The sequence below is a fragment of the Alicyclobacillus herbarius DSM 13609 genome, assembly GCF_000430585.1.
Taxonomy (GTDB): domain Bacteria; phylum Bacillota; class Bacilli; order Alicyclobacillales; family Alicyclobacillaceae; genus Alicyclobacillus_G; species Alicyclobacillus_G herbarius.
In genome coordinates, this window is sequence record NZ_AUMH01000018.1 from 56,919 (window position 1) to 74,667 (window position 17,749).

Sequence of the window (17,749 nt, forward strand, 5' to 3'; positions counted from 1 at the left end):
ACTGTGACGAGCACATCTGAGATGTGAGACGGGCAACTTGTGATTAGTAGAGCTTGTCCAAAACGGCCTTTGCGGTGGTATTCAAAGCGCGAAAGGCAAGCTCGCGGTTGCGCATCGCCACCACCGTCGACAGGATGTCGAGCACGTGAATCTGCGCCAGCTTCGATGAAAACGCACCGCCTTGGAGCGGAGTCTCTTTGGCGGCCCCGAGTAGAATCGCATCCGCGTACTGAGTGACCGGTGATCGGGCGTGATGGGTAATGCAGATGACATAAGCCCCGTTCTGTTTGGCGATTTTTACCGCATCCACCAGGTCTTTCGTGCTGCCCGATGTGGTAATGCCCACCACAACGTCGTCTGGGGTGGTTAATGACGCATTCATGGCGATGACGTGCGCGTCCGACGCGCAATCTGCGTGAAACCCCAAGCGCATAAAACGGTATTTGGCATCGGCGGCGGTTATCCCGGACGATCCGACCCCAAAAAACGTCACGCGGCGGCAGCGAATCAAGGCGTCCGTTGCTTTTTCTAATTCCACTTCCTGCAGCAGACTGTGCGTATCCTGAAGGGTCTGTGTATTGTGTGCCGTAATCTTCTCCGCCATCGTTCGCACGTCGTCCGTGTCCTCAATGCGCCCATGCACGTGCTGGGTGGGAGAGACCAGGTCCTGGGCGACCGCCAGTTTAAACTCCTGAAATCCTCGAAAGCCGAGTTTGCGGCAAAAACGGATGATTGTTGTCTCACCCACCCCGGCCTTTTCCGCCAAATCTGTAATTGAGGAATAGACGGTGGTCTCCGCGTCCTCCATCACAGCATCGGCCACTTTTTGCTCCGCCTTGGAAAGGGATGGATAAACACTGGCAATCATCGTTAAGGAACGACCTGAACCCGTTTTACTCATAGATCCATCTCCAACGTGAATTTTATCTCCATCATTCTATCACACGCAGGAGATTTCCGCCGGAATCAGTTCTTATAGCCGCGAAATGGACCGCAGTTGCCCGGCGATGTCACTCGCAATTTGAACCGGGGCGTACCGGTACGGTAGACACTCTGCCGTCAGATAGTCGTCATAGCCGATCTCGCGCAGCGCCTGCATGACCTGGGGCCAATCGACATCTCCGGCCAAGAGCGGCACAAATCCGTGGATGTTGCCAATCGACCGGCTATAGTCCTTGACATGCACCTTTACAATTCGCTGACCCAGAATGCGGATCCACTGCTCGGGAAAACCAAACGCTAATACGTTGCCGACGTCAAAGTAGACGCCAACCCAAGGAGATCCAATCGTATCGACGTACGTCTTCAATTCCAACGGGGAGAGTAAAAATCGATTCCAAACGTTTTCCACGCCGATCCGAATTCCCATGCGCCCTGCCACTTCCGCCAATTCGACCAACTCATGCAAGCTTCGTTCATAACACGCTTCATAGGAGACTTCGGGGGTGACCAGACCCGGAACGACCAAAATAGCATCCATTTCCAGCCACGAGGCGATTTCGAGCTGCTTTTGCACGATGCTTCGAGCTTGCCTACGTACGTCGGGTTTTGGAGCGGACAGCGGAAACTCCCACAGTAGACTGGTTGCCAGACTCTTCATCTCCAGACCTGCGGCGCGTGCCTGCTTGGCGATTGCCCGTACGTCGTCCGGAGTGCTGTCGAGGGTGAGACCGATTCCGCCCGGACCCTGCAGATTCAACTCCACTCCGTCGACTCCAGCCCGCTGACAGGCCGTAAAGATGGACTTCAGCTCCACGTCATTCCCAAAACACCACTGGTTCAACGCAAGCTTCATGCGGCACCCCTCCACTGCTTGGTACGATGCATTTTCATGTTTTCGCGTCGACCGGCCCTAGCCCTGCACAGCGATTACAACCTGGTATGTCACAACCTGACGTGACATAAACCAGCCTATTCCAACCGGCCAATTCATCCATTAAACCCAGCGTGAGCGCTGTCTTGCAGACGATACCGCGTGATGCGCAGGCGAAACAGAATGACCATCCCTATCATCCCGAGAAGACTCACGACAAACGCAAACCGATACACAGACGCATCGCCAAACGCCTGCAGCACCCAGCCGCCGATGAGGCTTCCGAAAATCGCGGCTAACCCCGTGTTGACGGCACTGTACAGTGTCTGGGCGGTGACCCCGTTGGACTGACCGCCGCTCTGTGCAGCGAGGGCTACGCCGGCGGCAAACGTCAGGCCAAAGGACAGTCCGTGAAACAGCTGCGCGCAAACGATGACCCAGGTCGGCGGAGCGAACGCTAGCACCAGCCAGCGCAGGGTGAACACGCCGCTACCGAAGAAAAACACAGCTTTCGCGCCAAATCGTTGAATGAGCCGTCCGCTGAGGAAGAAACAGGGGAGTTCAGTGAGCGCACCGCAGCCTAGAATGACGCCCAGCCAGCCCATGGGGCGGTGGAGATCGTGATAATACAGCGAGAAGAAGTTGTTATTGACCACCTGCCCAACCGATACGAGAAACGCCGCGACCAACAGGGCGACAAAAGACCGGTTTCGCAGCAACCCCCGAATGCCCCCCAAGAGGGTCCCCTTCGAGCGGGTGACCAGGCGGGGGTGAGGATAGGCGGAGAGGGCAGAGATGGCGAGTATGGCGGTGATTGTTGCCGCGAGCGGCAGCCAGGCCACCGTATGGGTCCGGTAGACCTGGCCGGCACCGGCGACGATCAACGCGTACCCGAGCGATCCGAACAGCCTGACCTTCCCGTAATCCTTCATTCCGCCCCGGACCAAGGTCATGCTGTCGAGTACGGGTGTGCCCGCAGTCTGAAACGCCGCGAGCACAGCCGTCCCAAGTAAGAACCAAGCGTAAGTATGCAGGTAAGGAAACGTCCACAGTACCAGCGGCGGAACCACCAGTGCGACGAAGACAGTCCGTTTTTCAATGTGAAAGAGGTCGTTCCACATCCCCCACACGGGCTGCATCAACAGGCCCATAAGCGGAATAACGGCCAACACGCTTCCCACCTGCTGGGCGCTGAGCCCATGCATACCCAAGTATAAATTGAAGTACGGTCCAAACACCGCGACCGTACCATAGAAGAAAAAATAGCAGCATGACATGCGTGCGTATTCGCTGCGTTTCATGATTACCTCCACCACCGCAACGCCCACGTTTTCAGACGTTGCCCGAAAAGGGGCCTGGTCTTCAGTGAGGCCTGGTCTTCAGTGGGGCCTGGTCCCCCGTCGGGCCTGGTCGCCAGGACAACAGTCCAGTGTACTGTTGTCCCGTATGGGCCCGCGATAACCCGGAGACCGTTTTGACCAGGCAATGGCCCCGGGGGGCTCCGGGAGTTCTAGCCCCATTTCTGGACTACCTCTAGGCTAAAAACCGGTACTGGGCCTCGACCAGATGATAGTAATGGCCGCGCCGGGCCATCAACTCGGTATGCGTGCCGTGCTCGACAATCTGACCGTGATCAAACACCAGGATCTGATCCGCCTCGCGGATGGTGGACAGGCGGTGCGCGACCACAAACGCGGTCCGGCCGGCCAAAAGTACCTCCAGTGCCTTCTGAATGAGGTGCTCCGTATAGGTGTCGATGCTCGCCGTCGCCTCATCCAGAATGAGGATTTTCGGGTCGGCCAGGATGGCCCGGGCGAACGAGATCAACTGCCGCTGCCCCATCGACAGGCGGCTCCCCCGCTCTCGCACCTCGGTGTTATACCCGTTTTCCATCTGACGGATGAATTCATCCGCGTATACGGCACAGGCCGCGGCAATGACGTCTTCGTCGCTGGCAGCCGGGTTGCCGTAGCGGATGTTATCCATGATGGTCCCGGAAAAAATGAACGTATCCTGCAGGACAATGCCAATCTGTTGGCGCAGACTGTCGGTCTGGACCGTGCGAATGTCGCGGCCGTCGATGCGGATTGCGCCACCGGTCGGATCGTAAAACCGAGACAACAGGTTGATGACCGTGCTCTTCCCGGCCCCGGTGTGTCCGACCAAGGCCACCGTCTGGCCCGGCTCCACATGGAAGCTGACGCCGTCCAGCGCCTTGCGGCCAGGCTCGTACTCGAACTCCACATCGACGAATTCCACCCGCCCTTCAATCGCCGGCAGCTTTGGCGCGTTCAGTGCGTCTTGAACCACCGGCTTCGTGTCAAGATACTGGAAGATCCGTTCGGAGGACGCAGACGCGACCAACAGTTGATTGTAGACCTGGCCGAGTTGCGCAATCGGCGTCCAGAAATTTCCTAGGTAATTCGCAAACGCCACCAGGAGACCGACAGTGACCTCTCCGGCCGTCAACAGGTGGACGCCATACCCGAACAAGAGCGCGCTGCCCACCGCCCCCGTCAGGTCGACGAGCGGACCAAACACGATGCTCCGCCGCTGCGCGCGCAGGAACATGCGCATGTAGTCCTGGTTCATGTCCTCGAAAAACGCCTGGTTCTCCGCCTGCCGGGCGTATGCCTCGGTCACCCGCATGCCCTGGATGCTTTCGGCCAAGTGCGCGTTCATCTTTGACGTGCGCAGCCGCACCTGCTGCCAGGCGCGCCGGATCTTTACCGTCAGTCGCATCGAGAGCAGGAACATAAACGGGACCACCACCATCGTCACCAAGGCCAGGCGGGCGTTGAGACTGACCATGATGACGATGATCCCGATGAGCGTAAACATGTTCGTGATGGAGTTGATGACCCCGTTCGTGAACAGGTCCTGAAGCGAGTTGACGTCGTTCATGATGCGGACCAGGACGGACCCGGCCGGGCGGTTGTCAAAAAACGTCAGGGACAGCTTCTGCACGTGGCTGAACAGCTGTCGGCGCAGGTCACGAATGACGTTTTGGCCGAGCAGGTTGGTATAGTAAATACGTTTGTGGCTGGCATAGAAATTGAGCGCGTACAGGGCCACAAGCACGGCGCAATACGCTATCAGACGCCCGGTGCTGCCGGTGGCGATAGCCGCATCAATCACGCGGCCGACCACATACGGCGCCGCCAAGGTTACAACCGCCGTGGCGCAGGTGGCGGTAAAGGCCAGCGTAATCACCTTCGGATACGCCGACATGTACCCGAGCAGGCGGCGAATCTGCCCCCAATCAAATCTCTCAATTCGTTCGTCCTCGCGATAGACGAACGGCGCACGTAAATCTGCCTGCAGGTCTGGTTTAGGCATGATGCCCCTCCTTCCGCAGCGGGAATCCGCCGGCCACCGCGGCCAGATTGCTGTCGGAATCACGGAACTGCATGTCAAAGATGCGCCGGTACAGTCCCTTCCCCGCCAACAGTTGATCGTGCGTGCCGCGCTCGACAATCCGACCGTGATCGATGACCAAAATCAGGTCCGCCCGTTTCAACGTCGAGATCCGGTGAGCGATGATGAACGTAGTCCGACCGCGCATGACCTCCTGCAGGGCCTGCTGAATCTGGTATTCCGTTTCCATGTCCACGGCACTGGTCGCGTCATCCAGAATCAATATGGATGGGTCTTGAAGGATGGCCCTGGCCAGAGCAATACGCTGCTTCTGGCCCCCGGAAAGCCCCATCCCACGCTCGCCGACAATCGTCGCGTAGCCGTCCGGGAGCTGCTCGATAAACTCGGCCGCATCCGCCAGCCGTGCGGCCCGTCGGACCTCCTCCAGGCTCGCGTCCGGGCGTCCGTAGGCGATGTTGGAGAAAATCGTGGTTGAAAACAGAAACGGTTCTTGGAAGACCACGGCTACGTTTTTCCGCAGCGAATGCAGATCCCACTCGCGAACATCCTTGCCGTCAATCAGCACCCGCCCGGAACTGACATCGTAAAACCGAGGCAGCAGGCTGACCAAGGTCGACTTGCCCGCTCCGGTCAACCCGAGCAAGGCTACTGTCTGTCCAGGGGCCACCTCAAGGTCAATGTCCTCTAGGACCCGGTTCTCTCCGTAATGGACCTCCACGTGCTCGAATCGAACGTGTCCGCAAAGTGGCTGCGGCCGTGCTCCGGCGGGTGTGGTGATGGTGACCTGTGCCTCGAGAATCTCGAGTAGGCGTCCGCCGGCAGCCCGGGCCTGCGTCCAGTTGTTGAGATAAAACCCGAGGTCGGCCAAGGGCCATAAAATGTACCAAAGGACGCTGAGGAAGGCCACCAAGTCACCCAGTTCCATTTGTTTGTGCATGACCAGCCAGCCGCCTACAAGCAAGATCAACACCATACCCAGGTTCCCCGTGCTGCTGATGACGGGGAAAAACCATTTCCAGATGTTACTGGCCCCCATGTTGGAGTTGAAGTACTCGTCGTTGCGCTCCGTAAACTTATCAATTTCGAAGTCTTCTTTAGCAAACGACTTCACCGTACGAATGCCCATGATGGTCTCCTGGACACCGGAGTTCAGGGTACCCAGGCTCTGCCGAATGCGACGAAACGCCTTATGCAGACGGCGGTCAAAAAACACCCCGGCACAAGCCAAAATCGGCATCAAACAGAGCATGACCAGGGCCAGCCAACCGTTCATCCACCACATCATGACCAGGCCGAAACCAACGATGAGACCGAGATTGACCAAGTTGTTGATGCCAAAAGCGAGAAACATCCGAAACGCGTCCAAATCGGCCGTCAATCGGGACATCAGGTCCCCGGTGTGAATCTCGTCGTACCAGCCAAACGGCTGCCGATTCAGTTTGTGATAGAGCGCGTTGCGCAGATCGTAGGCGGTACGGCTGCCGAAAACCTGTCCGGTATACTGTTGCCCAAAGTTGAACACGCCTTTGACCAGCGCGGCCACAAGGATTGCGGCGATGAGCCAAGGCAGCTGTCCGTACGCGTGGCCGATGATGACCCGGTTGACAATTAGCTTTAATAAGTAGGGATAGACGAGTCCCAGGACAGTGGTCACCACCAGCAGCACCATGCTCAGGTACAGCCAACGCAGATAGGGACGGTAGAAGCCGGATAACCGTCGAAACTCTCCCGCCAAGCAAAACCCTCCCCGTGTGTCGTGAAGTGACAACGTAGTTGAGTTAATCACAAACAGGGAGGGTTGAGAATGACGTATCTGGTTATGAAGTTTTCAGATCTGGCTGTCTTATCGAGAAAGGGAGGATACCGGGTTGCCTCGTCGGCTATTGCATCTGCTGCCGATACTGCTTCGGCGACACGCCGTAGCGGTCGCGGAACACGCGGTAGAAGTACGAGTAGCTGCGAAATCCGGCTGACTCCGCGGCCTGCTCCAAGGTCATCGCACTAAAGCGGATACGGTCAGAAGCCAGCTTCAAGCGAACATCGACGATGTACTGGACAATCGTACAGCCAAACGTTTCCTTAAATAAGTGGACGGCACGCGAGACACTCAAGCCCACTTCATCCGCCACGTCCTGCAGAGTCAATTCATCTCCGATGTTCTGCTCGATAAATCGCTTCATCCGGTGCGCCGCCAGGGATTCCGGACTGACCGTGCGCGCCTGCCACTCGTCCAGGCTCCGGTCAATGAGCAGGCACAACACCCGCACGAGGTAGTCACCGATGCGGTCATCCGTGCGACCAATCCGTCGTTTCTCCCACGCCACCTGGCGCCACAAAGACAGCATCGAGTCGTCGAGCGGAATTGTTGCCATACGCGGCCGCCGCCGTTCCTGCCACCAGGCGTCCAGCCACGGCCCGTCGCAAAAGATGTAGTAATCGGCGCTGCGTATCGGCGCGCGCGCGGACGAATGACCAATGTGCAGCTCATATGGCTGTCTCGGCGCCACCAGCAAGAGGTCCCCAACCCCAATGGACGCCCTGCGGCCATCAATCACGGTCTCTGCTTGCCCTTCCACTTGCAGGCGCAAGAGATAAGTCGTAAACCCTTCCTGCTTGACGGAATGGTACGGGCGATCATGATACCCGTATCCGGCCACCCGCACATACGCCCCGATTGAATGTTCATTCACGAGCCGCTGTCACCTCGTCGCCAGTTTACACCGCTTCGCGTTCGGAAGCTAGGTGCAAATTCCGTGTTTTCGTGCGGTTTTTGCAGATACCTGGGCCAGGAGCAGAGGATTTGTAGTACCATGGGAGCAAGATGGTTCGGAAAACGACAAGGAGGCCATCGGATGACGCTGTGGAGAGACATGGGCCTGGATGGTAAACGATGCATCCTGGTTCACCACGATGACTTGGGTGTGCTGGCCGCGCAAAATCAGGCCTACCTGGAACTGGGCTGGCCCACCGGTAGCATCATGACACCGGGCGCGTGGGCGGCGCAGGTCAAGTCGGGGGATTTGGGAGTCCACCTGACCTTGACCAGCGAGTGGGCCTACCCGCGAATGCGGCCGTTAACCGGAGGCCAGAGCCTCTGCGATGAAAGCGGTTATTTTTGGTCTACACTCGAAGCGGCGTGGCAACACATCCGTGTCGAAGAGGCGGAGATGGAACTGCGAGCGCAGGTAGAGGCCTGTCGACGCCTTGGTATCGAGCCAACCCACCTGGACACGCACATGGGGGCGGTGATGCGGCCGGACATTGCCACTGTGTACCACCAACTGGGCATAGAGCTCGGTATCCCCATTTTCCTGCCCGAGAACCTGGAGGACCTTGTCCTGCCGGAGGACCTGCGGGTAGCCCTTACGCGCTTGGCGGAGACCTCTCCGTTGCCCAAAGTACGGCTTGTCGACAGCTATCCGGTATCCCCGAAACCCCGCATCGCCTGGTATGTGGATACCCTCAGCCACCTCGGCCCAGGCGTCTATCACTTGATTCATCACGCGGCGGTGCCGACGGACGAAGCGCGGCTGTTGCCCGATTGGGAGAAGCGCGCAGCCGACTGGGAGGCGCTTCGCCACCCGGACGTGCGACGCGTCCTGGGCGAGTTTGTGCACCTCACCTACCGCGACGTAAAGGCGGGCATGCGTCAGTATGGCGGAACGTAACGAGCCCTCCCGAGAATACATCTCGAGCATCGCAGATTTCAAATGTCAGGCCACGACTGGCAGCGGATTGACCCAATCTATGGCTTGCACCGGTTGGTTCAGCCGGTTAACGGCGTCTCTCACGCCAAGTCTTGACCCACGCTTGATAGAACCTTTGCCATTCGTCGGATACCCCATCTGGCAGGTGCAGGTCGGGAAGGTCCTGTGTGCCTTTGGCCACGGTTTTGGCAGCCGTTTTACGGCTTCGCGTTGTGTGGGTCTTATCCGGACGGTTTGTCCGCTTGCGCGACGTCGTGTCCATACTATCACTTCCAATGTGCTTGAATGCGGGTGCAGGTGATGTGTACGAATGGAATGGTTTCAACTTCATTATTTCCGAACGGTCTGCCGAACGCAAAGCCTGACCAAAGCAGCAGCGGAACTGTCCATCACCCAACCGGCGCTGAACCGTGCCATCGCCAAGCTGGAAGACGAACTGGGCGTCCCCTTATTTGAACGCACCAGCCGTGGCTGATACCCCCCTGTTCAGCTCGCAAACCTCACACTGGCTTCGCGGCTTCCATCACCGACCGGGTACCATCCACCTCAATCGGTTCCAAATCCGTCAACAGGAACACGTAGGCCAAGATGCCGAACACCAGGATCATTCCTGCTACGACAAAGGCCATCGCGAACGATCCGGTCGCGCTGACGATGAAGCCCGTAACGATGGGCGCCACGATGCCCATCGCGTTGTTGCCAAACGTCAGCAGACCAATTAGGCTGCCGGTCGCCCCTTTGGGGGCAATGAAAGTGGGGATGCTGTAAGCGATGGACGACGTGATGACCAGGCCGCCGAGTGCGATGGAAATCCAAGCCACCGCTACAACCGGGTTGGTTGTGAAGGCGGCACCCAATACGGATAAACCCAGCACCAACCCAATCACTAACATGGTTTTCCGCACCCGAGTGGGGTTTTTCCCCTTGCGGACGAAGTAATCCACTAGCCATCCACCAATCAAAAGCTCAGACAGGAAGCCGACCAGCCAAGGAACGGCCGAATACCACCCTGACTTCAGTACGGTCATGTGCATTTCCGTTTCCAAATACCCGGGCAGCCACGTGAGGAACAAAAACCACGAATACCCGTACGCCGCAAACCCGATGAATACGCCCCACACCTTGCGCTGCCGAAGCAGCAGGCGCAGGTTCTGACCGATTCGTCCGTCGCCCTCACCGACCGCTTGCGCCCCGCCCTCGACCAGATACTGCTGTTCCTCCTGCGTCAGCTTCTTGTCCTCGTTGGGATTCCGGTAGCGAATCCAGAACAACATCGCATACAGCAGGCTCAGGATACCGGTCAGATAGAAGCCGGCCCGCCAGCCCCAAGCCGTAACGGCCACAGCGATAAGGGGTGCCCCGATGGCATTTGACAACTTGGACTCGGAGTCAAACAACGAAGTGGCCAGACCGCGTTCCTGGCGGGGAAACCAATACCCCGTAGCCTTCGCCGATGCGGGAAAGTACGGCGCTTCCGCGAACCCCAACAGCACGCGAGACAGGATGACCAGGCCCAACCCGCTGACACACGCGGTCATGAACGTGGCCAAAGACCAAATCAGCGTCCCGACACGCACCACCCACTTGACGCCAATTTTGTCGAGCAGCGCCCCGGCCGGTATCTGCATCAACGCATAGGACCAACCAAATGAGGACAAGACCAGACCCATTTCCCCAGCGCTGAGATGAAACTCACTGGCAAGCGGTTTCGTCGCAATGGACATGTTGGTCCGGTCAAAGTAGTTTATGATCACCCCCAAAGCCAGCAGCAACCCAATCATCCAGCGCCTTTTGCCCAAAGAAACCACCCCACGATTCTATCTTTCACAATGAATTTGATAATTTTACAGAGATATTCGCAGTCTGTAAAGACCACAGAGGATCGAAAAAGGTGCGAACGGCCGTTGCTCCTAGGGCCTGTGCGACCGGCACGGCCCACTTCATGCACTCATCCCCTTTCACTCCTCGATTCGTCCTTTTCCGACCAGCGCAAGAGCGCCTTTCCCGGCCGCCCCGACATGGCGTACGCGTAGGCATCCCGAAACTCTACAAACGGAACCTCCGTGCCAATCAGCCGCACCAACATGTTCTGGAGGTGCAAATCCCGCAGCAAGTCGACAGACTCCTCTAAATCTTCGGCTACATAAATGATGGATCCGAACATGGCTACCTCTTTGCGGACGAACTGCTGCACTGGCAACACCGCCTCTTGCGCTAAACCAATCAGCACCACCACACCACCCGGTTCGACAAGACGCAGCGATTGCTGGACGGCCGCAGGATGACCCGCCGCCTCGATGACCACGGAAAAGGAATTGTCCGGATACGCTTCTGGAACGTTTGCGTCCACCCCAGGCACGAGAGATTCTATCCACTCCAGCCGATCCGCCCGCACGTCCGCCACGGCAACATGTTCGGTCCGCTGCCGCGCCAGTAAGGTGCACAGGGTCCCTTCGCTACCACAGCCGATGACCAGCACCCGGCTAGTCGCCCGCACGCCAGCGCGTTTGAGCGCTCGGGTAGCTACCGCCAGCGGCTCCGTCCAGACGGCCGCCATATCCGGTACCTCGGGCGGCACCGGCAAAACGTACTTGAACGGGAGGATAATCTCTTCCGCAAACACCCCAGGCTGGTTGATGCCCAAGGACCCTTTGTGCAGGCACAGGTTGGTCCGCCCTCGGCGGCACGGGCCGCACTCGCCGCAATACGTGTTCGGATTGACCACCACGCGCACGCCTGGTGAAAGGCTGACACCATCGCCCACTTCCACCACTTGTCCCAATAACTCATGGCCGGCCCGTACGGGATACTTGGCGTGCGCCAGCTGGCCTTTATACACCTTCACATCCGATCCACAGATGCCCCCGTATAAAGCACGAACTCGGACCTCGCCGGGTTTCAGTGAAGGCAAGGGTTCAGACTGGGTGTGAAGAACCAATTGCCCCGGTTCCGCAAGCAACAGTTCAAGCATATTGAATCCCCCTTAATCCGCCACCAGTTCCTGCCGCAGGCGGAACATCTCGGCTAACTCGTCGTTCGAGAGCTCCGTCAACCACTGCTCCCCCGCCCCCACGATGTGCTCGGAGAGCGCGCTCTTCTCCTGCAGCATTTGGTCAATCCGTTCCTCCAACGTGCCTAATGAGACAAACTTATGCACCTGCACGTGCTGGTGCTGTCCGATACGATAGGCGCGGTCAGTCGCCTGTTCCTCCACCGCCGGGTTCCACCAGCGATCGAAATGAAACACGTGGTTGGCCGCCGTCAGGTTCAGTCCGACGCCCCCAGCCCGGAGGGACAAAACAAACACCCCGGACGATCCGTTCGGGTCTTGAAACTCAGCAATCATCTTTTCTCGATCCACCTGCGCCACAGACCCGTGCAGGAACAAAACCGGCTCGGCAAGACGCCGACTCAACGCATCCTGCAGCAGGGTCCCCACCTCGAGGAACTGCGTGAAGACGAGACACCGGTCCCCCTCCGCGCGCACCTCCTCGACCATCTCCAGGAGTCGATCCAACTTGTTCGAGCGACCTTTGTAACGGCGGATCGACTGTTTCAAATATACGGCCGGGTGGTCACAAATCAGCTTGAGCCGAGTCAACGCGGCTAAAATCAGGCCGCGCCGGCGCATCTCTGGCGCTCCGTCCACCTCGCGCAGCAGTTCGTCCAATACCCCCTGGTAGAGGGCGGCCTGTTCCGCCGTCAAGTGGACGTATTCGCGCGTCTCCGTCTTGTCCGGTAGGTCCAATTCAATCGCCGGATCCGTCTTCATCCGGCGCAGTAGAAACGGCTGGACCAGGCGCTGCAGCTGCCCTGTCCGGACCGCGTCCTGGTGGCGCTCAATTGGAGTGACAAACCGTTCTGTGAAAGACTTCAGACTACCCAGATACCCTGGGTTCAAAAAAGCAAAAATCGACCACAGCTCGGTGAGTCGGTTCTCAATCGGAGTGCCGGTCAGGGCGATACGGTGCCGGGCTGACAACCTGCGCACCGCCTGCGCCTGCTTGGTCGCTGGGTTCTTGATGTTCTGCGCCTCGTCCAAGCAGACTGCACGCCATTCCATTTGTTCCAAATCCGAGGCGTCCAGCTGCACTAAGGTGTAGGTTGTCAGCACCACGTCGGCCGTACGGATCGCGTCGATTAAGGCCTGACCATGTTGACGGGCGCTGCCGTAATGGACGTGCACAGACAAACCCGGCGCAAACTGACGCAACTCCCGCTGCCAGTTACCGAGCACCGAGGTCGGACAGACAATCAGCGCCGGGCCCTCCGCGTTGTCGGTAGCCATGAGGTAAGCAATCAGCTGCACCGTTTTTCCGAGTCCCATGTCGTCCGCCAGGCATGCGCCAAGGCCCCATTCCCGCATCCGGCGCAGCCACCGGTAGCCCTGTACCTGATATGGACGCAGCTGACCAACAAAGCCGTCCGGCACCGGATACGCCGGGAGTTCCTCGCGCTGGGTGAGCCCGCGCAGGGCTTGCCGCAGTGCAGGCGGCAGCACAAAGTGAACCGCGTCGAGCGGTTCTGACTCCGCTTCCGACTGGGATACCTCCGAAAGTGGCGCTGCATCGACACCTCCTTGCCGGTTCTCATCCACGTCCCCGTTCCCGTCCAGAAGCGTCTGCTGCAGCACGTCCATCATCGTCAAGCCGCGCCGCTCTATGGTTTCCAACCGCCGGCGCAGCCTCTTTAGCCTCTCCGTATCCAACACCAGCCACTGGCCGTTAAGGTGGACAAGTCGCTGCCCCGTCTCGACGAACCGCCAGAACTCCTGCTCGTCCAATTCGGTGTCACCGATGGCCAATTTCCAGTCGAACGACACAGTGTCCGTCAGATTGAACCACGTCCGTCCCCCGCGCTGGGGCTGAACCTGAGCGCGCACCTGCACACGCGCCGTCGTTGCCGCCTCCCACCAACTGGGCACCATCACCGTACACCCCGCCTCGGTGAGGCGCGGCGTCGTCTCCGCCAAAAAACGCCAAGCCTGGCCCTCATCCAGGGTCGCTACGCCGTCTTTCCACGCCAGTTCCCCAAGCCACGATTCCGCCTCCAACCAGCGCCAAACCCGCTGCTCCGCTAGCTCGAGGTCTGCCTCCCATTCCGGAGGGAACGACGCGTCTTCACGCGTTTGGCTCAGTGTCCACATCCGGCCGGGGTCGGACACCGCCGAAAACACCATCCGCAACTGCCAAGGCTCCGTGTCTACGGGCGGATCGAGCAATTGCAAAGCAGGCTGCAGCGGCGAGACAAACTCTCCCCAACCGACTGCCGCCCGCCACTCCTCCGGGACGAGCCACGGCGGCAGTTCGCGCGCGCTTAGCAACGGGCGCGTCGCCACCACCTCGGCCAACGCTTCGCGCAAGGCTGAGTTTGCCGAAACCTCCTCCCAAATGACCGCGTCTGCCCACGCCTGTAAGGTGTCGCGAAGCGGCTCTGGCGGGGTGTTATCCGTCGGCCACTCGACTTGCCACGAAAGGCGCGGCGCCATCACGCGCAGGGACGAATTGCCCGGCCGAAATGCCTGTGCCTCACCCGTTTGCAGCGGCTTGCCCAGCGTCGGGCGGAACCGCCCTGCGTCCAGAGCCTCTGCGAGAATGGGCGCCCATCGAAACGCCTGAAGGCAGACGTCCGTCCACTGCCAATCGGTGTGCCGATGGTAGTGAGGAGTGCGGAAGTACCGGAGGGCTTGCGCGGGGGTGAGACGAAATCCTACCTGGCCTTCCCAGGTGAGGGTCTCCACGGCTGTGCCATATTCGGATTCGGGATCCCAAGCGAACACGCGCATGGCCAATTCGGAGACGTCCCTCTGCCATTCGCGACCTTTCGGTCCCAACCAAAAGGCGCCATCGGGAAGACGCCTCATATCCATGTGAATGGTCGTCATTGCGGCATCACCTTGGCCTTGTTCATCTCTTCGAGGAGTGCGCGCAGGCGGCGGTGGCGATGCGTGAAGCGGCGTAGATACGCCTCCCATTCCTCTGTCTGCTTTAGCTTGCGGTAACACTTGCGCAGCTGCTTGAGGCGACGACAGGCCTGACGGTAGTGGTCACGACCGCGTAACTCGACCAATCGGTGCACCTCCTGATGGAGAATCGGAATCAGCACCTCGGGCGCCTGTTGCTCGACGAGTCGCCGCTCCTCCTTGCTGACTCCGTCCAGGCCACCACTGCCCATCACGTAATCCGCCCAATCGACAAACTCCTCGCGCTGCAGGAGGAAGGTACGATACTCCCCCGTCGTGACGGGCAGGTGTCGGCGCAGGAAGGCGCGGCATAGAGGCTCTGCCTCGGGCACCTCATGCGCCAACCGCAGCCAAGGAGCAGCCAACGCTTGCGCCCACACGTTGCCCGGCTCAAGGCGTTCGCTGACCGTCGCGAGCAGGGCCTGATACAAGTCCCAACGCCGACTGTGGCTTAAGGCGGATAGGCACTGGTTGGTCGCTTCAAAGTCGTCCCCGTACAAAGAAACCAGTGTTTCCGCACGCACGTCCGACTCCTCGGTGAGGAGGTCAAGAACCGTCCGAAGCCGCCGCAGGTGCAGCAGCGGTTCGTTCTCAGCCGATGGTCTCTGTTCACACTGGGCGATCCGCCCGTCCAAGTACGCTCGCTCGGCCCGCAGCAAGTCGGGATACGCGTAGAGCCAACCCAACCACATCCAGGTTACCGCCGACGCCGATGCGGAGGTGAGCATCTGCGGATTGTCCAGAATGCGATGATGGAGCCAGCGTACCCAATCGGCCGCCTCACGCTCGGACGCCACCTGAGTAACCGCAGATTCCGCAAGGTACCCCAGGCCCTGCGCCAACTCGCGAATCTCGGAGGCAGCGGATTTCACCCAATACGACGGGGCAATCGGGGCACCGTCCGCTTTCCCCAGTTCCAGGCGATACACCATCGTCGCCGCGCGCACCACCACCTCGCCGAGCTGGCGGCGACCGTCCGGCCACGCCTCTAGGTCCCGCAGCAGCCGCTCCCGTACTCGATGCAGCTCGAAGTCGTGATACATTGCCCAAGGTGGAAGGCGCTCAATCTGGCTTTCGACAAACAAGACCCAGTCGGTCGGCGCCGCTTCGGGACGAAAATCCCCGGCCGCAACCGGTGCGGCCTTGACGGCGGCAAGGTCGGCGGCAACGCGCTGTAACCCCAGCCCCAGTGGCCCATCGACCAGGCCTTCCAAGGAGGCAAACCGAACCCCGGCTTCCTCCAAAACGGCGAGGCCCACCGCCGCCAGGTGCTTGCACAAATCCCCGTACGGGCAGGTGCAGAAACTGCGCGCAGGGAACGACTCGAGGTCCAACTGCACGCTGTACGACTCGCTGCCCTCTACCGTGGCAGTCACCACTGGCCCTTGCACCGCCAACGCGGTCACCCGCTCATCAGCCAAATAGGCTATGCCGCGCTCCAAGATGTGGGGTTGAATATGCTCTCTCAGTCCCTGTGCCAGCTGGAGCCAGGTCTCGATGGGCGGCATCCTCATCCTCCTTTCACCAGCGTCGAATCTCCGTACTCTATCAGTGCTCTGTGGACAGGGTAGCCGATTCCCCCTCACGACGCAACGCCTGCTCCGCTTTCGCCGGGGTGGCATTCGCATCCGGAACCCAAAGTGGAGTAGACTGAAAGAAGGAACCGGTCCGCAGAAATGGCTCGAGACAACGAGAAATCCGAGGCGATACATATGAAACTGAGTGTGCTTGATCAATCCCCGATTGGTCCGGACAAGACACCGCAAGACGCCCTGCGTGAGACGGTGCAGTTGGCGCAGGCGGTGGAGCGGTTGGGCTATTTTCGATTTTGGGTGTCCGAACACCACAACACCGCGCGGCTGGCCGGGACGACTCCAGAGGTGCTGCTCGCACACCTGGGTGCCCGGACCCAGCGCATTCGCTTAGGATCCGGCGGAGTTCTGCTTCCCTACTACAGTCCCCTCAAAGTGGCGGAAAACTTCCGCATGCTGGAGGCCCTGTACCCGGGGCGCATCGACCTCGGGCTGGGCCGTGCGCCTGGTGGCGACATGCGCACTATGCGAGCGATGCTGAACGGCAGCCACAAGTCACTCGACGACTACCCGGAACAGGTCAAGACTCTGCTGCACTTCCTGCACGACGATCTTCCCGAGAATCACCGGCATTACGGCGTCCACGCTATGCCCACCGGACCCAGCGCGCCGGAGGTGTGGCTGCTTGGATCCAGCGACGCCAGTGCCTACTATGCGGCCACCTTGGGTACGCGTTTTTCGTTTGCCCAGTTTATCAACGGCTACGGGGGGCCTGAGGTGGTGCGGATGTATAAGGAGTCGTTTCGGCCCTCTCCGTATCTTAAGCACCCGGAAGCCAACGCGGCCATCTTTGCCTTGTGTGCGGAGACGGAGGAAAAGGCGGAGGAACTAGCCGCTATCATGGACCTGCGGCTGTTGTGGCTGGAACAGGGCCGCGGGGGCGAAATCCCCAGCGCAGAGGAGGCCCGTGCGTATACGTTCACACCGTGGGAGGAGCGGCGGGTCCAGGCTAACCGCGCCCGCATGGTATTCGGTACACCAGATAAGGTGCGAGACCAACTCACCGATTTGGCCCGCACATACGGCATCGACGAGTGGATTCTCGTGACCATCACCGATACGTTCGCGTCGCGTCTGCGCTCGTACGAACTGATTGCCGAGGCGTTTGGTCTAACGGCGTGAAATAGCGGAGCACATATGGGTCGGGCGGGCTTGATTCTCCGGGCGAGACGCCGGGACCCGTCGGCCCGTTTTGCGGGCCCGCGGTTCAACGGCAGCAAGGTATGGCGTCCAAAGAAACGACGCCGCTCTCGTGGACCCGCCGAAAAAACGGAGAGGCATTCCTCCTCCCCGTTTC

At 59.6% G+C, this 17,749-nt stretch carries 13 protein-coding genes and 1 pseudogene; 3 read left to right on the forward strand and 11 right to left on the reverse strand.

Annotated elements, in window-relative coordinates; genetic code table 11:
• Positions 1 to 43: 43 nt before the first annotated feature.
• From H522_RS0112730 to H522_RS0112755, 6 genes are all read right to left on the reverse strand, one after another.
• Complete coding sequence (locus H522_RS0112730) at positions 44 to 901, reverse strand: MurR/RpiR family transcriptional regulator (protein WP_026962619.1); 858 nt, start codon at positions 899 to 901, stop codon at positions 44 to 46.
• Between the two features lie 72 nt (positions 902 to 973).
• A complete protein-coding gene (locus tag H522_RS0112735) occupies positions 974 to 1,795 on the reverse strand; it encodes a sugar phosphate isomerase/epimerase family protein (protein ID WP_026962620.1) in 822 nt (273 codons plus the stop codon).
• 134 nt (positions 1,796 to 1,929) lie between these two features.
• Complete coding sequence (locus tag H522_RS0112740) at positions 1,930 to 3,114, reverse strand: MFS transporter (RefSeq protein WP_026962621.1); 1,185 nt, start codon at positions 3,112 to 3,114, stop codon at positions 1,930 to 1,932.
• A gap of 232 nt (positions 3,115 to 3,346) precedes the next feature.
• A complete protein-coding gene (locus H522_RS0112745) occupies positions 3,347 to 5,152 on the reverse strand; it encodes an ABC transporter ATP-binding protein (protein WP_051344240.1) in 1,806 nt (601 codons plus the stop codon).
• Positions 5,145 to 6,926, reverse strand: a complete 1,782-nt coding sequence (locus tag H522_RS19290; RefSeq protein WP_051344241.1) for an ABC transporter ATP-binding protein — start codon at positions 6,924 to 6,926, stop codon at positions 5,145 to 5,147. The genes H522_RS0112745 and H522_RS19290 overlap by 8 nt, the downstream gene beginning before the upstream one ends.
• A gap of 145 nt (positions 6,927 to 7,071) precedes the next feature.
• Positions 7,072 to 7,881 carry a helix-turn-helix transcriptional regulator gene (locus H522_RS0112755; RefSeq protein WP_035453821.1) on the reverse strand — a complete coding sequence of 270 codons (810 nt, stop codon included), beginning with the start codon at positions 7,879 to 7,881 and terminating at the stop codon, positions 7,072 to 7,074.
• Between the two features lie 162 nt (positions 7,882 to 8,043).
• Here H522_RS0112755 and H522_RS0112760 point away from each other — a divergent pair, with 162 nt between their 5' ends.
• The gene (locus tag H522_RS0112760; RefSeq protein WP_026962624.1) at positions 8,044 to 8,859 is read left to right on the forward strand and encodes a carbohydrate deacetylase; all 816 of its coding nucleotides are present in this window, start codon (positions 8,044 to 8,046) and stop codon (positions 8,857 to 8,859) included.
• Positions 8,860 to 8,965: 106 nt separating this feature from the next.
• Here H522_RS0112760 and H522_RS0112765 read toward each other — a convergent pair whose 3' ends face one another.
• Positions 8,966 to 9,160, reverse strand: coding sequence for a hypothetical protein (locus H522_RS0112765; protein WP_026962625.1), 195 nt, complete (start codon positions 9,158 to 9,160; stop codon positions 8,966 to 8,968).
• Between the two features lie 48 nt (positions 9,161 to 9,208).
• Here H522_RS0112765 and H522_RS21165 point away from each other — a divergent pair.
• Positions 9,209 to 9,367: pseudogene (locus tag H522_RS21165) on the forward strand (LysR family transcriptional regulator); the annotation flags it as partial.
• 31 nt (positions 9,368 to 9,398) lie between these two features.
• Here the strand turns inward: H522_RS21165 and H522_RS0112775 are convergent.
• The 4 genes from H522_RS0112775 to H522_RS0112790 all read right to left on the reverse strand — a co-directional run bounded on the left by H522_RS0112775 (position 9,399) and on the right by H522_RS0112790 (position 16,368).
• Positions 9,399 to 10,679, reverse strand: coding sequence for an MFS transporter (locus tag H522_RS0112775; protein WP_051344246.1), 1,281 nt, complete (start codon positions 10,677 to 10,679; stop codon positions 9,399 to 9,401).
• A gap of 167 nt (positions 10,680 to 10,846) precedes the next feature.
• Positions 10,847 to 11,869, reverse strand: coding sequence for a zinc-dependent alcohol dehydrogenase (locus H522_RS0112780; protein WP_026962627.1), 1,023 nt, complete (start codon positions 11,867 to 11,869; stop codon positions 10,847 to 10,849).
• A 12-nt stretch (positions 11,870 to 11,881) separates the two neighbouring features.
• Positions 11,882 to 14,782: a DEAD/DEAH box helicase gene (locus tag H522_RS0112785; protein WP_026962628.1), complete on the reverse strand. Its 2,901-nt coding sequence runs from the start codon at positions 14,780 to 14,782 to the stop codon at positions 11,882 to 11,884.
• Positions 14,779 to 16,368, reverse strand: coding sequence for an SWIM zinc finger family protein (locus H522_RS0112790; protein ID WP_026962629.1), 1,590 nt, complete (start codon positions 16,366 to 16,368; stop codon positions 14,779 to 14,781). Before H522_RS0112790 ends, H522_RS0112785 begins: the two co-directional genes overlap by 4 nt.
• A gap of 204 nt (positions 16,369 to 16,572) precedes the next feature.
• Between H522_RS0112790 and H522_RS0112795 the strand changes: the two genes are divergently transcribed.
• Complete coding sequence (locus H522_RS0112795) at positions 16,573 to 17,574, forward strand: LLM class flavin-dependent oxidoreductase (RefSeq protein WP_035453823.1); 1,002 nt, start codon at positions 16,573 to 16,575, stop codon at positions 17,572 to 17,574.
• The last annotated feature ends 175 nt before the right edge of the window (positions 17,575 to 17,749 follow it).

What these genes read in the sequence shown, in the direction of transcription:
- H522_RS0112765 (WP_026962625.1), bottom strand. Translation starts at nt 9,160, where the DNA reads ATGGACACGACGTCGCGCAAGCGGACAAACCGTCCGGATAAGACCCAC.
- H522_RS0112785 (WP_026962628.1), bottom strand. Translation starts at nt 14,782, where the DNA reads ATGACGACCATTCACATGGATATGAGGCGTCTTCCCGATGGCGCCTTT.
- H522_RS0112760 (WP_026962624.1), top strand. Translation starts at nt 8,044, where the DNA reads ATGACGCTGTGGAGAGACATGGGCCTGGATGGTAAACGATGCATCCTG.
- H522_RS0112790 (WP_026962629.1), bottom strand. Translation starts at nt 16,368, where the DNA reads ATGCCGCCCATCGAGACCTGGCTCCAGCTGGCACAGGGACTGAGAGAG.
- H522_RS0112775 (WP_051344246.1), bottom strand. Translation starts at nt 10,679, where the DNA reads ATGATTGGGTTGCTGCTGGCTTTGGGGGTGATCATAAACTACTTTGAC.
- H522_RS0112740 (WP_026962621.1), bottom strand. Translation starts at nt 3,114, where the DNA reads ATGAAACGCAGCGAATACGCACGCATGTCATGCTGCTATTTTTTCTTC.
- H522_RS0112795 (WP_035453823.1), top strand. Translation starts at nt 16,573, where the DNA reads ATGAAACTGAGTGTGCTTGATCAATCCCCGATTGGTCCGGACAAGACA.
- H522_RS0112735 (WP_026962620.1), bottom strand. Translation starts at nt 1,795, where the DNA reads ATGAAGCTTGCGTTGAACCAGTGGTGTTTTGGGAATGACGTGGAGCTG.
- H522_RS0112745 (WP_051344240.1), bottom strand. Translation starts at nt 5,152, where the DNA reads ATGCCTAAACCAGACCTGCAGGCAGATTTACGTGCGCCGTTCGTCTAT.
- H522_RS0112730 (WP_026962619.1), bottom strand. Translation starts at nt 901, where the DNA reads ATGAGTAAAACGGGTTCAGGTCGTTCCTTAACGATGATTGCCAGTGTT.
- H522_RS0112780 (WP_026962627.1), bottom strand. Translation starts at nt 11,869, where the DNA reads ATGCTTGAACTGTTGCTTGCGGAACCGGGGCAATTGGTTCTTCACACC.